The organism is Bacillus sp. Je.9.29.b (genome assembly GCF_051129925.1).
Classification (GTDB): Bacteria; Bacillota; Bacilli; order Bacillales; family Bacillaceae; genus Bacillus; species Bacillus safensis.
This window is the reverse complement of record NZ_JBCPSO010000005.1, coordinates 1-18,649: the sequence shown is the minus strand read 5'-3', so window position 1 is coordinate 18,649 and position 18,649 is coordinate 1. Positions and strand designations below refer to the sequence as shown.

25 protein-coding genes, 2 tRNA genes and 1 rRNA gene are annotated in these 18,649 nt (G+C 41.6%); 18 read left to right on the top strand and 10 right to left on the bottom strand.

Annotated elements, in window-relative coordinates:
* Window positions 1-22: 22 nt before the first annotated feature.
* Complete coding sequence (locus tag AAZR19_RS11110) at window positions 23-475, bottom strand: MarR family winged helix-turn-helix transcriptional regulator (RefSeq protein WP_041106407.1); 453 nt, start codon at window positions 473-475, stop codon at window positions 23-25.
* A gap of 427 nt (window positions 476-902) precedes the next feature.
* On the opposite strand from AAZR19_RS11110, the gene AAZR19_RS11105 reads away from it, so the two are divergent.
* The 3 genes from AAZR19_RS11105 to AAZR19_RS11095 all read left to right on the top strand — a co-directional run bounded on the left by AAZR19_RS11105 (window position 903) and on the right by AAZR19_RS11095 (window position 3,586).
* Window positions 903-1,508, top strand: a complete 606-nt coding sequence (locus AAZR19_RS11105) for a TetR/AcrR family transcriptional regulator (RefSeq protein ID WP_041106413.1) — start codon at window positions 903-905, stop codon at window positions 1,506-1,508.
* 31 nt (window positions 1,509-1,539) lie between these two features.
* Entirely contained in the window at window positions 1,540-2,742 is a 1,203-nt protein-coding gene (locus AAZR19_RS11100; RefSeq protein ID WP_163115552.1) for an MFS transporter, read from the top strand.
* 151 nt (window positions 2,743-2,893) lie between these two features.
* Window positions 2,894-3,586 (top strand): GNAT family N-acetyltransferase, encoded by a 693-nt coding sequence (locus AAZR19_RS11095; protein WP_434703170.1) that lies wholly within the window; start codon window positions 2,894-2,896, stop codon window positions 3,584-3,586.
* Window positions 3,587-3,673: 87 nt separating this feature from the next.
* On the opposite strand, the gene AAZR19_RS11090 is transcribed toward AAZR19_RS11095, so the two are convergent.
* Complete coding sequence (locus AAZR19_RS11090; RefSeq protein WP_163115550.1) at window positions 3,674-4,147, bottom strand: GNAT family N-acetyltransferase; 474 nt, start codon at window positions 4,145-4,147, stop codon at window positions 3,674-3,676.
* A gap of 41 nt (window positions 4,148-4,188) precedes the next feature.
* On the opposite strand from AAZR19_RS11090, the gene AAZR19_RS11085 reads away from it, so the two are divergent.
* A complete protein-coding gene (locus tag AAZR19_RS11085) occupies window positions 4,189-4,458 on the top strand; it encodes a YesK-like family protein (protein ID WP_034284090.1) in 270 nt (89 codons plus the stop codon).
* On the opposite strand, the gene AAZR19_RS11080 is transcribed toward AAZR19_RS11085, so the two are convergent.
* From AAZR19_RS11080 to AAZR19_RS11070, 3 genes are all read right to left on the bottom strand, one after another.
* Window positions 4,455-4,994, bottom strand: a complete 540-nt coding sequence (locus AAZR19_RS11080; RefSeq protein ID WP_254806192.1) for a GNAT family N-acetyltransferase — start codon at window positions 4,992-4,994, stop codon at window positions 4,455-4,457. The two genes, AAZR19_RS11085 and AAZR19_RS11080, sit on opposite strands and share 4 nt — an antisense overlap.
* Window positions 4,991-5,386 carry a VOC family protein gene (locus tag AAZR19_RS11075; protein ID WP_434703168.1) on the bottom strand — a complete coding sequence of 132 codons (396 nt, stop codon included), beginning with the start codon at window positions 5,384-5,386 and terminating at the stop codon, window positions 4,991-4,993. The genes AAZR19_RS11080 and AAZR19_RS11075 overlap by 4 nt, the downstream gene beginning before the upstream one ends.
* Before the next feature lie 68 nt (window positions 5,387-5,454).
* On the bottom strand, window positions 5,455-6,078 hold the full coding sequence (locus AAZR19_RS11070; RefSeq protein WP_434703166.1) for a GNAT family N-acetyltransferase: 624 nt from the start codon (window positions 6,076-6,078) through the stop codon (window positions 5,455-5,457).
* 149 nt (window positions 6,079-6,227) lie between these two features.
* Between AAZR19_RS11070 and AAZR19_RS11065 the strand changes: the two genes are divergently transcribed.
* The 6 genes from AAZR19_RS11065 to AAZR19_RS11040 all read left to right on the top strand — a co-directional run bounded on the left by AAZR19_RS11065 (window position 6,228) and on the right by AAZR19_RS11040 (window position 10,300).
* The gene (locus tag AAZR19_RS11065) at window positions 6,228-6,779 is read left to right on the top strand and encodes a TetR/AcrR family transcriptional regulator (protein ID WP_041106427.1); all 552 of its coding nucleotides are present in this window, start codon (window positions 6,228-6,230) and stop codon (window positions 6,777-6,779) included.
* A 77-nt stretch (window positions 6,780-6,856) separates the two neighbouring features.
* Window positions 6,857-7,399 carry a dihydrofolate reductase family protein gene (locus AAZR19_RS11060; RefSeq protein WP_139336393.1) on the top strand — a complete coding sequence of 181 codons (543 nt, stop codon included), beginning with the start codon at window positions 6,857-6,859 and terminating at the stop codon, window positions 7,397-7,399.
* 107 nt (window positions 7,400-7,506) lie between these two features.
* Window positions 7,507-7,980, top strand: a complete 474-nt coding sequence (locus AAZR19_RS11055) for a MarR family winged helix-turn-helix transcriptional regulator (protein ID WP_041106431.1) — start codon at window positions 7,507-7,509, stop codon at window positions 7,978-7,980.
* Entirely contained in the window at window positions 7,964-8,587 is a 624-nt protein-coding gene (locus AAZR19_RS11050) for a nitroreductase family protein (protein ID WP_041106433.1), read from the top strand. The genes AAZR19_RS11055 and AAZR19_RS11050 overlap by 17 nt, the downstream gene beginning before the upstream one ends.
* Before the next feature lie 17 nt (window positions 8,588-8,604).
* A complete protein-coding gene (locus AAZR19_RS11045; protein WP_024425426.1) occupies window positions 8,605-9,657 on the top strand; it encodes an LLM class flavin-dependent oxidoreductase in 1,053 nt (350 codons plus the stop codon).
* 349 nt (window positions 9,658-10,006) lie between these two features.
* The gene (locus tag AAZR19_RS11040; RefSeq protein ID WP_041106435.1) at window positions 10,007-10,300 is read left to right on the top strand and encodes a hypothetical protein; all 294 of its coding nucleotides are present in this window, start codon (window positions 10,007-10,009) and stop codon (window positions 10,298-10,300) included.
* A gap of 33 nt (window positions 10,301-10,333) precedes the next feature.
* Here the strand turns inward: AAZR19_RS11040 and AAZR19_RS11035 are convergent, their stop codons facing one another.
* Window positions 10,334-10,897, bottom strand: coding sequence for a helix-turn-helix domain-containing protein (locus AAZR19_RS11035; RefSeq protein WP_041106437.1), 564 nt, complete (start codon window positions 10,895-10,897; stop codon window positions 10,334-10,336).
* A 110-nt stretch (window positions 10,898-11,007) separates the two neighbouring features.
* Between AAZR19_RS11035 and AAZR19_RS11030 the strand changes: the two genes are divergently transcribed.
* A complete protein-coding gene (locus AAZR19_RS11030; RefSeq protein ID WP_041106439.1) occupies window positions 11,008-11,595 on the top strand; it encodes a LysE family transporter in 588 nt (195 codons plus the stop codon).
* 4 nt (window positions 11,596-11,599) lie between these two features.
* Here AAZR19_RS11030 and AAZR19_RS11025 read toward each other — a convergent pair whose 3' ends face one another.
* The gene (locus AAZR19_RS11025) at window positions 11,600-12,151 is read right to left on the bottom strand and encodes a GNAT family N-acetyltransferase (protein ID WP_041106459.1); all 552 of its coding nucleotides are present in this window, start codon (window positions 12,149-12,151) and stop codon (window positions 11,600-11,602) included.
* 123 nt (window positions 12,152-12,274) lie between these two features.
* Here AAZR19_RS11025 and AAZR19_RS11020 point away from each other — a divergent pair, with 123 nt between their 5' ends.
* Both AAZR19_RS11020 and AAZR19_RS11015 read left to right on the top strand, forming a co-directional pair.
* Window positions 12,275-12,460: a CsbD family protein gene (locus AAZR19_RS11020; protein WP_024425431.1), complete on the top strand. Its 186-nt coding sequence runs from the start codon at window positions 12,275-12,277 to the stop codon at window positions 12,458-12,460.
* A 148-nt stretch (window positions 12,461-12,608) separates the two neighbouring features.
* Window positions 12,609-13,271 carry an O-methyltransferase gene (locus AAZR19_RS11015; RefSeq protein WP_041106441.1) on the top strand — a complete coding sequence of 221 codons (663 nt, stop codon included), beginning with the start codon at window positions 12,609-12,611 and terminating at the stop codon, window positions 13,269-13,271.
* Window positions 13,272-13,307: 36 nt separating this feature from the next.
* Here the strand turns inward: AAZR19_RS11015 and AAZR19_RS11010 are convergent, their stop codons facing one another.
* Together AAZR19_RS11010 and AAZR19_RS11005 are read right to left on the bottom strand one after the other, a co-directional pair.
* Window positions 13,308-13,634 (bottom strand): AzlD domain-containing protein, encoded by a 327-nt coding sequence (locus AAZR19_RS11010; RefSeq protein WP_076840801.1) that lies wholly within the window; start codon window positions 13,632-13,634, stop codon window positions 13,308-13,310.
* Window positions 13,631-14,356, bottom strand: a complete 726-nt coding sequence (locus tag AAZR19_RS11005) for an AzlC family ABC transporter permease (RefSeq protein ID WP_041106446.1) — start codon at window positions 14,354-14,356, stop codon at window positions 13,631-13,633. The genes AAZR19_RS11010 and AAZR19_RS11005 overlap by 4 nt, the downstream gene beginning before the upstream one ends.
* 297 nt (window positions 14,357-14,653) lie before the next feature.
* Here AAZR19_RS11005 and AAZR19_RS11000 point away from each other — a divergent pair, with 297 nt between their 5' ends.
* Both AAZR19_RS11000 and AAZR19_RS10995 read left to right on the top strand, forming a co-directional pair.
* Window positions 14,654-15,529: a DMT family transporter gene (locus tag AAZR19_RS11000; protein WP_041106448.1), complete on the top strand. Its 876-nt coding sequence runs from the start codon at window positions 14,654-14,656 to the stop codon at window positions 15,527-15,529.
* A 76-nt stretch (window positions 15,530-15,605) separates the two neighbouring features.
* Entirely contained in the window at window positions 15,606-16,625 is a 1,020-nt protein-coding gene (locus AAZR19_RS10995; RefSeq protein WP_041106450.1) for a S66 family peptidase, read from the top strand.
* Between the two features lie 35 nt (window positions 16,626-16,660).
* Here the strand turns inward: AAZR19_RS10995 and gltP are convergent, their stop codons facing one another.
* On the bottom strand, window positions 16,661-17,911 hold the full coding sequence (gene gltP / locus AAZR19_RS10990) for a glutamate-aspartate/proton symporter GltP (RefSeq protein WP_024425437.1): 1,251 nt from the start codon (window positions 17,909-17,911) through the stop codon (window positions 16,661-16,663).
* 369 nt (window positions 17,912-18,280) lie between these two features.
* On the opposite strand from gltP, the gene AAZR19_RS10985 reads away from it, so the two are divergent.
* From AAZR19_RS10985 to AAZR19_RS10975, 3 genes are all read left to right on the top strand, one after another.
* Window positions 18,281-18,357: transfer RNA gene (locus tag AAZR19_RS10985), tRNA-Arg, on the top strand.
* A gap of 11 nt (window positions 18,358-18,368) precedes the next feature.
* A tRNA-Gly gene (locus AAZR19_RS10980) sits at window positions 18,369-18,442 on the top strand.
* Window positions 18,443-18,574: 132 nt separating this feature from the next.
* A 16S ribosomal RNA gene (locus AAZR19_RS10975) occupies window positions 18,575-18,649 on the top strand; the annotation flags it as partial.

Genomic DNA, 18,649 nt, shown 5'->3' with positions numbered 1-18,649 from the left:
TGTTAGTGAGAGAAACACCGTATTAAGGCGCTTCTTTTGCAATCTGATAGATCTTTTCGTATAGAGATAGTAATGTTTTTAAATCTTCTTTTGGAAGCTTTGCATAATATTTTTGAATAAGGTGCAATTGAATGTCTTCCGTATTCTTGTGATAGTCATGGCCCTTTTGAGCACAATCAACAATGATTTCTCTTCGGTTATGTGGATTAATTTCTCGTTTGACATAGCCGAGCTGCTCAAGCTTTGATACAAGCTGGCTAGCTGCGCTGGCAGAAATCGAAAAGTAATCAGCTAATTCATTGATTGTTCTCGTTTTCGTGCGCAATAGCTCAAGCGTCAGCTCTTGTTTGGCTGATAAATCTGCATACTCATGTTTTAAAAATCGCTGATACTCTTCTACATAAATTGAGCCTAGAGCATTCGAGTATTCAATGATCTTTTTACCGTAATGAATGATTTCCTCATCCAATGACATCACCTCACCTCTCTTCTATTATGGGCAATCTTTATATTTAAGTGAAGTTAAATATAAAGAAAAGTTAAATGAATGACGGATATACTTGAAAGGGAGATCACCGGTATATCCACTTTTTCATCAAAAAGGGACATAGTATACTTCCCATGACCCCTGCACATTCATAAAGTGTCGTTGGTTTGAATTTGAACACGTAGTACGCCAAAGTAGCCATTAAAAGGTCGCAGAAGAAAAATACATATAAGTCCTTTTTGGTGATAGCGCAAATGACTATTTTGTTTGTTTTCACATGAATCACTCCTTATGAAGTCCAATGCCTTTTTCATTGTATTATGAGGAAAATCCATTTATAATAAAAAAATAAACCAACTGGTCGGTTTTATTTTGTCCGTATGAAGAAATGCAGGGTAGAAAGGAATTGTGACACATGACAAGTACACAAAGCGGGGCTGGAAAGAGTGAGAAGACGAAGCAAAAAATCGTCACCGCTTCTCGTGATTTATTTGCAAAAAAAGGTTATTCAGAAACATCCGTGCGTGATATTTTAGAGGCTGCTGAGGTGAGTAAAGGCAATCTCTATCATCATTTCAAAGGAAAAGAGTTTTTGTTTCTTCATATTATGGAAGAGGATCATCGTTTGATGATGGAAACGTGGCATGAGGAGAAGAAAACACTGAACCGAGCTATCGACAAGCTTGCCGGGTTTGCAGAACTGCTCAGCCAAATGGGCATTAACTACCCATTAATGAGAGCGAGTGAGGAATTTTGCGCCAGTGCTTTTACATCAGACGAAGTCATGGAGCGGCTGAACAAGATTGATGTCGATTTTGATGATGTGATGAGAGATATCTTACTTGAAGGAAACAAAGATGGCAGCTGGTCGATCCAGCAGGTGGAGTCAAAAGTGAAAATATTACTTTCCGTTTTTTATGGATTAGACGTGTTATATAAAAATGACACCATCGAGCAGAAGAAAGAGTTACAAAAAGAGGCGATCTCATTGTTTATTCACGGAATCAACCATCATGAGTAACAAGTGAGTCAGTAAAGGGGAAACAAACATCATGCAAAAACCGATTCGAGAGCAAAAAGCAGTACTCGTGATTTTATTAAGTAATATATTTATTGCGTTTTTAGGCATTGGTCTTATTATTCCTGTCATGCCGTTATTCATGAATGTGATGCATCTAACAGGGAGTACGATGGGATACCTTGTGGCGGCGTTTGCCGTTGCTCAGCTCATCGCATCACCTATTGCAGGGAGATGGGTAGACCGCTACGGAAGAAAGATTATGATTGTGACCGGGCTGTTTCTATTCGCGTTATCAGAACTCGTTTTTGGTCTTGGTACACACGTGTATGTTCTGTATGTTGCAAGGCTTCTAGGCGGTATTAGTGCGGCATTTATTATGCCGGCTGTCACTGCGTATGTCGCAGATATTACGACCGTTCAAGAAAGATCAAAGGCGATGGGCTATGTTTCTGCCGCCATTAGTACTGGTTTTATCATTGGCCCGGGAATTGGCGGGTTTATTGCAGAATACGGCGTACGCCTGCCATTCTTCTTTGCGGCAGGAATTGCGTTTATTGCCGTCATTTCGTCTATGTTTATGCTGAAGGAGCCTTTAACAAAAGAAGAGCGAGAGAAGCAAATGAATGAAGTGAAAGAATCGACTTTCTTTAAAGATTTGAAAAAATCAATTCATCCAAGCTACCTTATCGCCTTTATCATTGTGTTTGTCCTCGCATTTGGACTATCTGCATATGAAACAGTCTTTAGCTTGTTTACAAATCATAAGTTTGGATTTGGTCCAAAAGATATTGCCGTGATCATTACCGTCAGCTCGATTGTGGCAGTCATCATCCAAGTACTTGTGTTTGGTAAATTAGTAAATGCCCTTGGGGAAAAAAGAGTCATTCAGCTATGTCTAATTATCGGGGCTGTCCTTGCTTTCGTTTCAACTGTTGTTTCAGGTTTTTTGGTTGTTCTGATTGTCACATGTGTCATTTTCCTTGCCTTTGATTTATTACGTCCAGCATTAACGACCTTTTTATCCAAAATCGCTGGCAACCAGCAAGGGTTTGTCGCAGGAATGAACTCCACCTACACAAGCCTAGGTACGATTTTCGGGCCGGCACTTGGCGGCATTTTATTCGATCAAAATATTCATTTCCCATTTTTATTCGCAGGTGTTGTCTTATTTCTTGGATTAGGCTTAACTCTGATTTGGAAGGGGAAAGTGACAGAAGAGGCAGCGGCAGAATAATGTCATGCAGAAGTAAGAGACCTTTTAACAAAGGTCTCTTTTTTTAATTGCGCCATTGATGCAGAAGAATTCCTTTTGCTGAAAAGAGACCTGAATGTTAGCAGCTTTTTCTTTATAATTTCTTTATAATGGAAGGAAAGGAGGAGAAATCGTGCATCTCTTGGAACGGCAAAAGACACCATCAATGAAAAAAGGAATTCGGCAGATTGATCCGGCATATCCAGTGTTTGTAGATGCGGTCATGGATGGCGTCATACAAGGACATCTTTATGTAGATGATGAAGCGCATCCGCTTGTTTATTTTCTCGAAGCTTCATGCGGTATTTATTATGTGGCAGGAAGGAGTGAAGCGGAGCTGTTACGCTGCTCAGCCTTCATTGTGGATATGTACGAAAGGCAGAAAAGACAAAACGGCCGATTCACCTTATTTTCAGCAAATTCATTAACAGATGCGATGATGAAAAAATGTCTTGGGTCACATCTGAATGAAATGGAAAGACATGCGTACGTTTATTCACAGGCATATTCTCATGCCACTCAGCCTCATCCAGGCTATAGAGTAGAGCGGACAAATGAGCGGGTGATGACTGCAAGCAGGGCTTTTCCTCCTAACTATTACGAAGCCTATTGGGGAGAAACAGCTCGTTTTCTATCAAAGGGAATCGGGATTGCCATTTTAAATGGAGAGAACGTGGTGAGTGAATGCGTCTCTATTTTTTCAAGTATGGATCGTGCGGAGATAGATATTTGGACAGATGAGTCTTATCGCGGAAAAGGTTTGGCGCTGCTGGCAGCTCAGCATATGATCAGCACCTGTCTTGAAAAAAAGAGGACACCGCATTAAGATTGCGATGTCCATCACCTAGCTTCAATCAAACTGGCAGAGAAGTTAGGCTTTCAGAGGCTCAAAACCTATCGATTGTTTTATGGTTCAAGATGAGAAGGTTTTGAGATACCAAGCATCCATTGCAGAATGCTCAGAGCCTTCAAGCGGTTCTGAAAGAAGAGAAAAGCCATACCGCTGATAAAGGCCTATAGCCGCTGTTAATTCCCGGCGGGTCTCTAAATAACACGCTTCGTAGTATGTAGAGGCATACTCCAGCGCCGTATCCATCAGTTTTTTGCCCGCACCTTTTCCTTGTGCTTTTGGACTTAAATAAAGCTTTTGTAATTCACATACTCCATTTGTAAATGGAGCAATCCCTACACCGCCCACAATGTCACCCTGCTCTTCAGCAATCCAATAGGCTGCATGAGTCAATGATTGATAGTATTCGAAAAGCTGGTCAAGTTGGGGATCAGTGTAGGCTGTTCCTTCAATCGCTAGATTCGCTGATTCTAGTGACTGGCGGATAATCGCTGCGATATACGGATTGTCTTTTTGCTCAATGGGTCTAATGTTCATTTGAAGTACCTCCATTGTTATGGGTTAGGAGTTGATATCACATGTTCTGGCTGCAAACCGCCTTTTTTACAATCGTTGTATTGTGTCTCTCATGGTGGGCAGGGAAAAGACGCCGGCAGCGCCATGCGGGGTTCATTGTTCCTATATGCTTGATTTTATTTGGTTTGGTTTTATTGATTGTCAGTTTCTTTATTGGCAGATGGGAAGGCATGGCGCTTAGTCTAGCGAGTGTCTCTATCGTTCTCTCTTCCATCATTTGTTTAATCATCGTCACTGGGATTCAATTTTTTAAAAAAGACGACTTTTCTTAAGCAGGAGCATCTGTATTCATCATGTGGTTATATTCTTCTCGAAGGATGCCCATGATGATGACATCTGAGTATGTACCGTTGAAATAGAGCGCTTGGCGTCTTTTTCCTTCGTATTGAAATCCGGCTTTCTCATAGCTTCGAAAGGCCCTTGGATTGTGGGAAAAGACTTCAAGCTCAAGACGGTTGAGTTCTAATGTGTCAAATGCAAATGCTTGAACCATCCGAACAGCTTCAGTGCCATAGCCTTTTTGAAAATGCTCTGGCCCGTGAAGCGCAATGCGGAAGCTTGCCGTATGATTGATTGGATCAATGTCCACAATCGCCGCATCTCCAATCATCTCTTTCGTGTCTAGCAGACAAATGGCGAAATCTCGTCTGCTGTCATCTTGCAAAAAGCGGGTATAGGCGGAGCGAATTTCTTCTAGTGTGAACGTTTTGCGTGTGCCAGTCATATAAAGTGTTTCTGCATGCTGGCATCCTCTTTGAATACCAGGATAATCTTGCTCTTCAATCGGTCTCAAAAATATACGAGTCATGACGGATCACCCTCCTCTATATATCGAGAGATTTCAATTAAATTCAGATCAGGATCACGGATATAAACAGATTCAATTGGACCTAATGTACCTGTGCGTCTGACCGGCCCCTCTTCAATGGGGACCACTTGCTTCCGGAGGTGCAGCAGTAAACTGTCCATGTCTAAATCGGTGATAAAGCACAAATCATGAGATCCAGGAAGAGGATGAGCCGCTTTTGGCTCAAATTCATGACCAGCTTCATGAAGGTTGATCTTCTGTAAACCAAAACGAAGCGCTTTACGGCCTTCACCAAAAGTTTCTTCCTTCATCCCTAATACTTTTGTATAAAAGCGAATGGTGTCCTCCATATGTTGTACAGTCAACACGATATGATCAAGTCGTCGTATCATCAGTCTCTCCCCCAAGTATGATCATTGATTGAACTGACTCTATTATATCATCACCTGAAGAGGATACCTTATTTAATCACGGTTTTATAGCTCCAGCTTTCCAAGGACATTTCCTTTCCGCGCAGTACCCTTTCATCAAACTCCATCCAGCCATTTTTTCGGTAGAACTGACGATTGGCCTCGTTGTGTGTCATCAGTGTAAACAGTCCGCCGCCTTGCCGGGCGATAAAGGGAAAAAGGCATTGCTTTAACATGCGGCTTCCGAGTTTTTTTCCTTGCTGGTCTTTTGCCACGACAAGTGCTTCTAAATACCAGTAAGGCTGCTTTAAGGAAGAACATGCTTTTTTCGCCTCCTTTAACACACGGAACATATGCTGAATCGCCGATATACCGCCAGTGAAGAGCAGCTTTAACCCACCTGACAACACATAATCCATGACGCCTGGTTCAGGAAGACGCGGATGCTTTAAAAGGGCAGCAGACACAATTTTCTCGTTCTCAACCCCGACCAAACAGATTTGATGCTGAAAATACACCTTTGTATTGACCAAATGCAGCTGACGAGCGAAAGCAGACCGATTTGAGACCTTTTCACATAATAGGTCAAAAAATGAATATTCCTGAAACGAATCATCTAACAACTCTGCCACTTGAGGCAGTTCATCCTCTCTAGCAAGTCTGAAATGAAACATAAGATGGCCCTCCTTTACTGAACATATATAGATTATTGAACATGTGTTGATTATAATAAGAAGTAAACCAATCGAACACCGGCAATGGATGAAATCCTGTACATAAATAGACATTTGGCGCCTGATTGTTCAGCAATGGAGGGAATGTCATGAAGGACAGACGAACAATCAAAACAAAAAGAGCCATTCGGGAAAGCTTCCTTGAACTGTTAAAGAAAAAGGAAGTGCAGCAGATTACAGTATCAGAGCTATCAAGGAAAGCGGATTTAGGCAGGGGAACCTTTTATTTGCACTATCAAGATGTGTTTGATTTATATGAACAGCTTGAGAAAGAACTATTCGATCAGCTCGGGGGGTTATATGATGAAACCTTTCCAAGTCAGGACCCTCTTGATATGCTTTCCTTTTTAAACAAAACGACGGAGTACTTGAAAGAGAATCAATATATGTTGACGTTATTTGTAAAACCCAATGGCCCAACGACAAACCAATTCAAAGCCTTTTTCAAAGAAAAAATCATGAAAGAGTGGCAGCTTGATCAGCGGCCGATTACAGAGAATGAGCAAATAGAGGCCTCTTTTGTCGTGTCTGGGGTCGTGGGTGTACTCGAGGAATGGATTCATGAAGAAATGACCATTGATGCCGGCAAGCTCGCGCATAAATTATACGAGCTTCTCCTCAAGGTGGAACAGAAATCGTAAAAAGTTATGTAGCCTTTGTCTTTCCTTTTTGATAAAATAGAATATATGTTCTTATTTGAAGTGAGGGAGTGGTGGGATTGAGTGAGAAAAGGAAGCTGCTTTTTTATGGGGCGATGAGTATCGATGGATATTTAGCGAGAGAGGATCACCGGCTCGATTGGCTGATAGGGACAGAGGGCGAAGAAGAAACGAGCTATGACACCTTTTATGCGTCAGTCGATACGCTGATTATGGGGCGCAATACATATGAACAAGTTCTTCAGCTGTCACCAGATGAGTTTCCTTATGAAGGAAAGACATGTTATATCATGTCACGTACTTTACAAGACAGTCTGGAAGGAACCCATATCATTCGCGAAGATATCTTATCATTTGTGAAAAAATTAAAGAATGAAACAGGCCGGAATATTTGGATTGTCGGCGGCGGGGGACTGCTTCAATCTTTCATAAAAGAAAGATTGGTTGATGAGCTTTTTCTTCAAATCGTACCTGTCATGATTGGAAGAGGAATTCCTCTCTTTTCGCCAGCGGATCTGGAATCTAGGTTCTCATTACAGGAAGTACAACAATATAAACAAATTGCTGAAATGCATTTTATCTTAAAAGAAGACGGCCACTGAACCAAGGTGGTCTTTTTTTATGAAATAAACTCGTTGACAAGAAAATATCCTAGTGTTAGGATAAATTTATCCTAGTTTTAGGATTTATTGAAAAAGGAGTAGTTGCCATGGTGCAGCATGATCATGAATTAGATTTAAGGCTATTCCGCGTGTGGATGAAAGCCTATCAAGCCCTTTTTACAAATATCCAAAAAGACATTGAACGTTATGATATCGGATTTGAAAACTTTCAGATCCTTGAATTGCTCTACAGTAAAGGGCCTCAGCCTGTTCAAAAAATTAGCGATATCCTGTCAATCCCAAGTGGAAGCATGACATATGTCGTAAACAAACTAGAAAAACAAGAACTGGTGAAAAGGCAATGTGCGCCTTCAGATAAGCGGGTATTCCACGTACGGCTGACGGAAAAAGGGAAGCAATTGTTTGATGACATTTTCCCTAAACACACAGATGTCATTTCGCAAAATCTAGCCTTTATTGAAAAAGAAGAAAAAGAACAGCTGATTGAATTACTGAAAAAAGTCGGTTTAGGTGCAAAACAACTTCGCGAAAAGGGGAAACAAGATGACACTCAGCTTTGATACGTTGGTACGTGAAAGACGATCCGCATCAAATTTTTTGCCAAATATCTCGATTTCGAGAGAAGAGCTTAACAGCATATTTGAAGAGGTCAAGCTGGCACCATCTGCTTTTAACTTACAGCATACACAATATGTTGTCGTCCAAACAGAAGAGCTGAAAGAACAAGTAAGAGAAGCGGCATTTGGACAATATAAAGTGCACTCTGCTTCAGCAGCGATCATCGTACTCGGAGATCCAAACGCTTATGAGCACGCAGGGAACATATATGAAGGCCTAAAAATGCTAGGCATTATCAATGCGCAGCAATATGAAGAAATGGTCAGAGAGACCATGAGCTTTTATGTGCAGAGAGGAGCAAATTTCCAGAAGGAAGAGGCGATCCGCAATGCTTCATTATCTGCCATGCTGTTTATGCTTGCCGCTAAAAATAAAGGCTGGGATACTTGTCCGATGATCGGTTTTGATCCCGAAGCAATGAAAAAGGTATTAAACATTCAATCAGATTTGGTTCCTGTGTTAATGATTACACTTGGAAAAGAAAAAGTAGAGAGCAGACAAGCGAGAGGCTATAGAAAGCCAGTTTCTGAATTTGTGACATATTTATAAGATAGGGGGTTCCCATCATGGAACTAGGAATTAGTACATTTGTTGAAACAACACCCGATTTTCAAACAGGAAAAACAGTCAGTCACGCACAGCGTATTCGAGAAGTAGTAGAAGAAATTATTTTAGCAGATCAAGTCGGTCTCGATGTATTTGGCGTAGGTGAGCATCACCGTGAGGATTTCGCCGCATCGAATCCAGCTGTCGTCTTAGCGGCTGCAGCAACACAAACAAAAAATATTCGTCTGACAAGTGCAGTGACAGTTCTTTCATCAGCAGATCCTGTTCGTGTATTTCAGGATTTTGCAACGCTGGATGGACTATCAAACGGACGTGCAGAAATTATGGCAGGCCGTGGTTCATTTATTGAATCATTCCCGCTCTTTGGCTATGACCTTGATGACTATGAAGAATTATTTGAAGAAAAGCTTGATTTGCTGCTCAAATTACAGCAGTCAGAGCGTGTAACATGGAGCGGAAAGCATCGCCCATCCATTCAGGATGTTGGGGTGTATCCAAGACCTGTTCAAGATCCGCTTCCAATCTGGATCGGCAGTGGAGGAAACCGTGAATCTGTTGTACGTGCTGGATTACTAGGGTTACCGCTTGTACTTGCCATCATTGGCGGAAGTCCTAGACAGTTCGCACCGCTCGTTCAGCTGTACAAGCAAGCGGCAGTGCACGCTGGACATGACCCTGAGAAATTAACTGTAGCATCACATTCTCATGGATTTGTTGCGGCAGAAACAGACCTGGCAGCAGATCAATTCTTCCCATCTACACAGCATGTGATGAACACATTAGCGAGAGAGCGCGGCTGGGGACCTTATACTCGTTCTACGTTTGATGCAGCGAGAACTTTAGAAGGGGCGCTGTATGTAGGAGATCCAGATACAGTGGCAGAGAAAGTCATTCACCTTAGAAAAAATGTAGGCATCACACGTTTTATGCTTCATGTACCGGTTGGTTCAATGCCGCATGATCAAGTGCTGAAAGCCATTGAGCTATTTGGAAAAGAAGTGGCTCCTAAAGTAAGAGAAGAGGTTGCCCGCTGGGAAGCAGAGCAAAAATAAATAAAAAGGCCGATCAAGAGAATAGGTTTGATCGGCCTTTTCTTATGCTTAAGGATCAGTGATACATGGTTTTACTGTAGGGCATTTGGCAGCAGAAGCAAATGGTGTGATCGCCAAGGAGAAGAGGAAAACAAGTTGAAAACAGATGAGCCATTTTTTCATGAAATCACCTCCGTTCACAATTGTTTCACTAGATTGAGGTGAGGATAAATGCATAGAAGTATGTAACGCACTCTATCCAGCATAAGACAATGATATCATAATTTTCAAAAAATGAAAAAATAAACTTACAAAAGTTCTAAATTATGGTATAGTTTATACGTTCAACAAAAAAGGGAGGGATTTTTTTGTGAAAAAGGTCATGTCTTCTGTTTTGGTTGGAGCAATTGTCTTAACGGGTGCTGGGGTCACAGCTGCTCCAGTGGAAGCAAAGGAGCAAACAAACAGTGAAGTAACGGCTCAGGCCAGTCGAACTGTTTCAGTAACAAGAACATATACGACATCAAACATCCCAGAAAGTATTGTATATGCAGAGGATGGCTGGGTAGGGATTTTAAAACAAACCTCTATTGAAGAATTAGGATTAGGAAAATATAGAGTCACATTTACTGGAACAGTGGTACGCGATCCAGGATTTAATTAAATAAAACGCAAAGCTGACAGGTGGACAAGCCTGTCAGCTTTTTTCATGAGGATAATAAAGAATCATTTGCATCCGGACCATTTGTTCCCCGGCTTGTTGATACGTGTGCGTCCGGTCCGCTTTAAAACGAATAGAGTCTCCGGCTTTTAAGGTGTATTGTTCATCACCAATGGATAAATCAAGGACTCCCTCAAAAACAGTGATCAATTCCTCTGTTCCCCCAATGTGTTCACTCGCACGAAGCGACCCGCCTCGATCAATTTCCACTCGGTACATTTCAAATTTCCCCCGGTCATCGAAAGGGAAAGTCGTGTATACACGATATTTTCCATCATCTTCAGTTAAAACCTGTGCATCTTCCTTGCGTACTACCTTGATTTCAGGCTGTGGTGCGTGAATGAGCTCACTAAAAGATACCTTTAATCCGTTGGCGATTTTCCACAAAGTCGTGATGGTAGGGGTTGATTCTCCTCTTTCAATTTGTCCAATCATCGTCTTGCTGACACCAGTTAATTCTGCCATCTTTTCGAGGCTTAATTTTTTTTGATCTCTAAGAAGCCTCACATTTTTAGAAATAATCGATTGTACGTCTTCCATGAAAAAAACTCCTTTCTCTATTTACTTTATAAAGACCGAACGTTACAATAAAACGTAACATACGTAATAAAGTAATTAAAGTCTAAATAACGTATAAGGGAGGCGGCATCTTGATTGTATCCATGTTGATCTATGCTTTTGTTAGCAGCTTTACCCCAGGGCCAAACAACATCATGGCCATGGTCTTTACAAATAAATTTGGGGTCAAGCAAACGTTTCGATTTTGTTTAGGTGTGGGTATCGGATTTCTCGTTATTTTGTGTTTGAGCTGCTTCTTTAATCTCATTCTTTATCAAGTGATGCCGAAAATAGGCTGGGTCATGGCGTTCATCGGAGCTGCATACATGATTTATTTAGCGGTCAAAATCATGAAAAGTAAAGGCGGGGATGACGAAACACTTGATCGCTACAATCATTTTATCCCTGGTATGATGCTGCAATTCATCAACCCAAAAGCGATCTTGTATGGATTGACTGTGATTTCAACATTTGTTTTGCCATATGGACAATCTAATATGCAGTATGTCATATGGACGCTGATTCTCGCACTCATTGGCTTTCTCGGTACATTCAGCTGGAGCTTATTTGGTTCTTTGTATAAGCGGTTTTTGACTGCTTACGAAAAACCTTTCCAGTATGTGATGGGGCTGCTTCTGATATACAGTGCGATTTCAATGATATGGGGCTATGTGATGTAAGTAGTCAGGAGCTTGGCCGCTGTCTGCCCATCACAACAGTATCATAATATAATCCGTCACTCAGCCGTTTATCGTTTTTTAATACGCCTTCAATCAAAAAGCCGTGGTTCTCATATAACCGAATGGCTTTTTTGTTCGTTTCAAGCACATGAAGAGAGATCTTCTGAATGCCCTGCTGATCTGCCCAGTCAATTGAAGCGGCTAAAAGCTCTTTCCCGATATGATAGCCCCAAGCATCTTTCTGGATGGCGACGCCAAATGTCACTTTGTGAGCAGAGCGCTTGAGTGAATGGCCCTCGCATCTTGAAAAACCGACAATTTTTCCTTCAATAGCAGCAACCAAAAATAAATGCCGGCTTTGCTTGCTATCCTCTTGAATCAAAGCCTCAAATGCTTTTTCATCAAGAAAGGCTTCGCCTGGTTCACGGTCTAAATATTCTGTTTCACCATCGATTTTCAGTCTGAGAGCTGATAACTGCTTGGCATCAGCCGCTGAAGCGGACCGGATACGATAGGTCACCCCACGAACTGTGAATATCTTTTCAGAGACGATCATGAAATAGAACACCAACCCTTCTTCTAATGTCTATCATACCTGAAACGTGTACATCGCACACTCAGATGTTTTGTATCTTTCAAAAAGGCTAAATGAATAGTATCAAACGTGGAGGTGGAACAAATGAGTAAAGAAAAAGGACATATGGATAAAGCGAAAGGAAAAACAAATCAAGTCAAAGGCCAAGTCAAAGAAAAGCTTGGTGAAGCAACCGATCATCAAAACTTGAAAGCAGAAGGGAAAAAGGATCAAGCAAAAGGAAAGCTTCAAGATAAAAAAGGGGATGTCAAAAATAAGCTGAACCAGTAGAACCGAAACTAGTGCGTTGCTTCATGTATTCCTCATCACATGTTTTTCATCAAAAAAATGAATAGATGTGTGAAAAGAATTGATTATACGTTCTCACGATCATCATGTAGACTTGAGAGAGAAGACATGATCAAGGGAGATGGATGAAATGGAGCACGTGTGGAAGAAAGTCGACGAGTATATCACAGACAAGTTGATTCCTAAAGATGATGTATTGGAGCAAGCCCTTACTCATAATAAGCAAGCAGGTCTGCCAGAAATTGATGTGTCACCAGCCCAAGGGAAAATGCTTTATTTATTAGCAAAAACGAAGAATGCAAAGCGCATTTTAGAAATCGGGACACTCGGTGGATACAGTACTATTTGGCTGGCGCGTGCTCTTGAGGAGGATGGGGAACTCATCACATTAGAGGCTGTCAGCCATCATGTAAAGATCGCACAGCAAAACATCAGCAGAGCGGGCTTATCGGAACGAGTGAGCATTTTGCAAGGAAAGGCATTAGATACGTTATCTCAGTTAAAAGAGAGGGCTGTGCTTCCATTCGATTTGATCTTCATTGATGCAGATAAACCGAACAATCCGAAATATCTGAAGTGGGCATTAGATTTCTCGAAAAAAGGAACCGTCATTATTGCAGACAATGTCGTCAGAAATGGAGCCGTCCTTCATGACTCTGATGGGGATGAACGAGTACAAGGAACTCGTGAATTTTTCGATTTACTCAAACAAGAGCCGAGAATAGAGGCAACAGCGATTCAAACTGTTGGGGAAAAAGGTTATGATGGATTTGTATACGGAATCGTCAAATGAAACAAAGCTTAACCACATGCGGTTAAGCTTTTTCTTTTAGAAAAACCATCTAGCAGTGCCCATCAGCATGACGTCGACAAGAACAGTAAGTGACAAGCTTTTTGTCCAAACAGCAATGAGTATAGTAGGAGTCAATACAGCCAGATACATCCAGTGGATAGTGACGCCTGTGCCAGTTGTTGTATGGATGAAGAGATGCTCTGCAATCAAAGCTGTAAAGATACAAATAGGAATAAACGATAACCATTTCAGCACCACTTCAGGCAGCTGAATACTCCGTACAAATATAAAGGGTACGACCCTTGGAATGATGGTGACGATCATACAACCAACAATGAGCCATAACATAAAGCTATTGATCATTTATCTGTCACCACCCCAATGGTTGCGACAAGTACAGTAGCTATGAGAACAGCCACATGTGATGGAACAAAATGAAGCAGAACAAACATGGCAACGACCATATACAACACAAGCGACAGGCGATGAGTTAACTTATTTTTTGGTACTGTCTGTAACGAAAGGACTAGCAGTGCAGCAAACATCGCTGATAAAGCAAAATCAAGACCAAGCGCTTCAGGATCTGAAATCCAGTGTCCAAAAATGCCGCCAAGTATGCAGGCTGCAATCCAGCATAAATACGCCGTTATGTTTAGTCCGTGCATCCACCTGTTATTCAGCCTTCCTTGCTGCGCTAATTTATTCATCGCTACACCGAAGGATTCATCAGTCAGCAATAGACCGAATCCAATATTTTGTTTCACAGAGTAGCGTGTAAAATGAGGAGCAAGCGTCAGGCTGAGCAATAAATGACGCAGATTCACAATAAATGTGGTGAAAATAATAGCAGAAAGGGGACTACCCGTCACAAGCAGTGCACAGATTATAAACTGTGAAGCACCTGCGTAAATAAAAATCGATAAAAGCGCAATGTCCCATATACTTAACTGTGCGCTAATTCCAACAATTCCGAAGGCAAACCCAATACTCATATAACCGAGCAGGGTTGGCACACAATCTTTTATTCCCTCAAGAAACGGTTCGTGTTCCGTGCTGGGAATGTGTTTCCTCGCTTCAATATCCAACGTCCTCTACTCCTTTTCTGCATGGCCACCTATAGTTTTACTTACTATATGAAAACGAATTCAGCATGTCAATATCCGTTTATCTTCTATTATATGAAGAAAAATGGTGACAAAAAAGGATTGAAGTCAACCAGAATTTGTTATAAAGTAGTCTGAAAATAAAAACAAATGAGGTGACGACAATGCTATGGAAGCCTTTATTTGAACATGATGTACCAAACACCCTCCGTCCATAACGGAGAGTGATCTCCGTTTGTGGATATGGCGATCAATATATCCAGTAACGGAGGGGAAAAGATGAAGGAAAAATATATAGGCGCCCTTTACCTAGCAATCGCTGCAAGTATTTGGGGCGGCATGTACGTTGTTGTCAAAGTAACAGTAGCGGTGGTTCCGCCGCTTGAGCTTGTATGGATGAGATATGCTGTAGCAGGAATCGTGCTGGTGTGCACCATTTGGCGCTTGGGCTATTCCTTTCGATTAGATAAAAAAGATATCCCGCTTGTTGTCATGATCGGATTGATCGGAAATTTCCTATCAATTGTGACCCAAGAAATTGGCACCATGTATACGTCGGCACAAATGGGAGCTGTGATCACATCTGCGACCCCTGCTTTTATGGTGCTGTTTGCGTTCTTTCTATTAAAAGAAGCCATGACTGTTCGAAAGTGCGCATCCATCCTGCTTGCGACAGCAGGTGTATGGCTCATGATTGGACCAGTCGCAGTGCAAACAGATGAATTTGTTGGCGGTCTTTCATTAGTTTTTGCTGCTTTAACTTGGGCACTGATGTCTGTTTTGCTGAAACGAGTTCCAGGAAAATACCCTCAAGTCGTGACGACCACATATGCGATCATCATTGCGTTCATTGTCTTAACACCAGCTGCTTTATTTCGTTTACCTTATCTAGATGTGGAGCAGATGGCAAGGCCAGAGATTTGGGGCGGCATTCTCTATCTAGGCATCATCTCAACAGCTCTAGCATTCTTTTTGTGGAATAGAGGGCTTCAATTGATGGATGCCTCGAGCGGCGGTCTGTTCTTTTTCTTTCAACCGATCGTAGGGGCAGCTCTCGGCTGGCTGCTTTTAGGTGAAGAGATGGGGATACGCTCATTCATTGGGATTCTATGTATCTTTGCAGGAGTCTATACTGTACTGCGTCAAAAGGAATAAGAAGAGATGTCCCTTATAAAAGGGGCATTTTCTTTAAAATGGACAGGGAAGAGAGTAGAGGTTGGGGGGAAGCAGAATGATACAATTTCCGCATTTGCAAAAAGGACAAACAATTGGCGTCACAGCACCTTCCTCAGGTGTACAGCCATCTTTGCATGACATGTTTCAGCTTTCATGTGAACGAATGAAACATAGAGGCTATGATGTCATATGTGGAGAGACGGTCTGGCAGCAGGAAAAGGCAAAATCTGCGCCTGCGATAGAACGAGCAAACGAACTTCAGTACATGATGACATGTGAGGAGATTGATCACATCATCCCGCCATGGGGAGGACAGCTGCTTTTGGAAGTATTAGAGCACCTTGATTTCTCATCGATGAAAAAAAAGTGGATTCTTGGTTACTCAGATACGAGTGCACTTCTGCTGGCGTTAACATTAAAAACAGGCATTGCCACAGCGCATGGACCGAACTTAGTCGATCTAAGAGGAGAAGAGCTGGATCAAACGACTGCCATGTGGGAACGAACACTTTCCGCTAAAGGGGAGACGGAGATAACCCAGTTTTCTTCATCTATGTATCAAAAGGAATGGCAGCATGACAACCCGAGTAAACATGTCTTTCATTTAACAGAATCGACCGCATGGCATACGGTTGATCAACAAGAAATGACAGTGAAGGGAAGACTGATGGGTGGCTGCATTGATATTATACGTCACTTAGCAGGGACACCTTATGGGGACGTAAAAACTTTTCAGAAAACATTCATAAAAGATGAACCGATTCTCTGGTATTTCGAAAACTGCGCATTAAATGCTGCAAGCGTGAAGAGATCACTTGTTCAATTAAAACTAGCAGGGTGGTTTGATCACTGTTCAGGTATGATGTTTGGGCGAAGTGCAGTAGATGTGCCTGTTGAAGGGTATCAGTATCAGGATGTATATGAAGAATTACAAAAGGAACTACAAATCCCCATTTTTTACGACATAGATTGTGGACATGTCCCGCCGCAAATGACACTGATTAATGGGGCATATGCAGAAGTGCAGCTGCATCCTCAAGGAAAAGCCGTACTAAAGCAAACATTTTTAGCATAAAAAAGGAAAGGGCGAACCCTTTCCTTCATATAACATTACATCCCTTTTGTTTCTTCACCAGCTTTAGGAACTTCCCACGCTGACTCACGGAATACTTTTTCCCATTTAGATACGACAATACATGCAACGGCATGCCCTGGAACATTCACGCCTGTTCGTGCCATATCCATAATTCGGTCAACACCGGCTATGATGGCAACGCCTTCTGCTGGAAGACCTACTGCATGAGCGGTTGCCAAAAGAACAACGAGTGAACCGGATGGCACAGCTGCAATACCTTTACTCGTTAACACAAGAACAAGCATCATCAAAAGCTGCTGTGACAGACTCATATCGACACCAAATGCTTGTGCAAGGAATACGCAGGCAACCGATAAATATAAACTTGATCCGTCACAATTGAGAGAAAGACCAGATGGAATTACAAAAGAAACGATTCTTTTTGGACACCCGTATTTCTCCATTCGTTCCATCAATTGAGGAAGGACAGTTTCAGTGCTCGTAGTAGAGAAGGCAACAAGGAACAAATCCCAAATCATTTTTAATACTTCGAAGTAGTTAAAACGGAAGATCAGTGCGACCAGAGGGAATAAAGCAAAGAGAATAATGAATAATCCTAAAAATACAGTCCCGACAAGCTTCATCATTGGGATTAATAAAACAATGCCATATTGACCGACAGAAGCAGCCATTAATGCAAGAACCCCAATAGGTGCTGTCACCATCACCATCTGTGTGAGCTTAAACATGATTTGTGCCACTGATTCAAAGAAGGTGAGAACAGGAGCAGAAGCTTTACCGATGCCGCTTGCCGCTACACCAAATAAGATGGCGAAGAAAATGACAGCAAGTAAATCATTCTGAGCCATAACATCGACGATATTGGTTGGAATGATATCTAATACCATTTGTTTAAAGTCAACGACCTTCTCCGTATAACCATCTAATTCCCCAATATCTTTCTTAGCTAATTTAGAGAAATCGAGGCCAACGCCAGGCTTTAGCCCATTTGCCAATAATAGCCCGATCCCAAGAACGATGGTTGTGATGACCTCAAACCAAATGATTGTCTTTAATCCAAGGCTGCCCATTTTCTTCATGCCGCCGCTGCCGGCTGCACCAATAACAATGGTAGAGAACACGATTGGAACAACGATCATTTTAATCAGCCTGATGAATCCATCTCCAATTGGCCTGAGCGCCATTCCGAAGTCAGGGAAGAAATGGCCGATAAGAGCTCCTATCACCAAAGCGATCATGATTTGAAAAGCGATAAACTTTTTCATCATCTCCTACCTCCTTTAATTGATTGGAAAAATATTAAGAATTTTCCAATAAATAAAAATTCTATGTGGTCATGTTTTGTCCTCCTTTGTATTTAGAAAGATTTTATTTAAGAATCATTAGAATTATGAAGAAAGAAAAGAAAATAGGGCTATTACATGTCTATTGATCTAAGAAAAAATCAATTTTAAAAAACATGAAACTTTTTTAGAAAAATGTATTGACCCTTTTATATAATTCATGGTATATTTTTATTCGTCGCTGATGACGTATTTGAAACACAGACGTTCACACGCATGCGGCAAACAAATTTTAAAAAGATGTTGACTTAATAAAAACGATATGTTAAGATAATTAAGTCGCCTGATTAAGCGCCCGTAGCTCAATTGGATAGAGCGTTTGACTACGGATCAAAAGGTTAGGGGTTCGACTCCTCTCGGGCGCGCCAATACAAACCACGCGGGTGTAGTTTAGTGGTAAAACCTCAGCCTTCCAAGCTGATGTCGTGAGTTCGATTCTCATCACCCGCTCCATTTTTGAACATGATCTTTGAAAACTAAACAAGACAAAACGTACCTGTTAATTCGAGTTTTTATAAAAAAATCCTATGATACTTCATAGGTAGTCAGTCAAACTGGCGAAAAGCAAAACTTCGGTTTTGTACTTTTTCGGAGAGTTTGATCCTGGCTCAGGACGAACGCTGGCGGCGTGCCTAATACATGCAAGTCGAGCGAACAGAA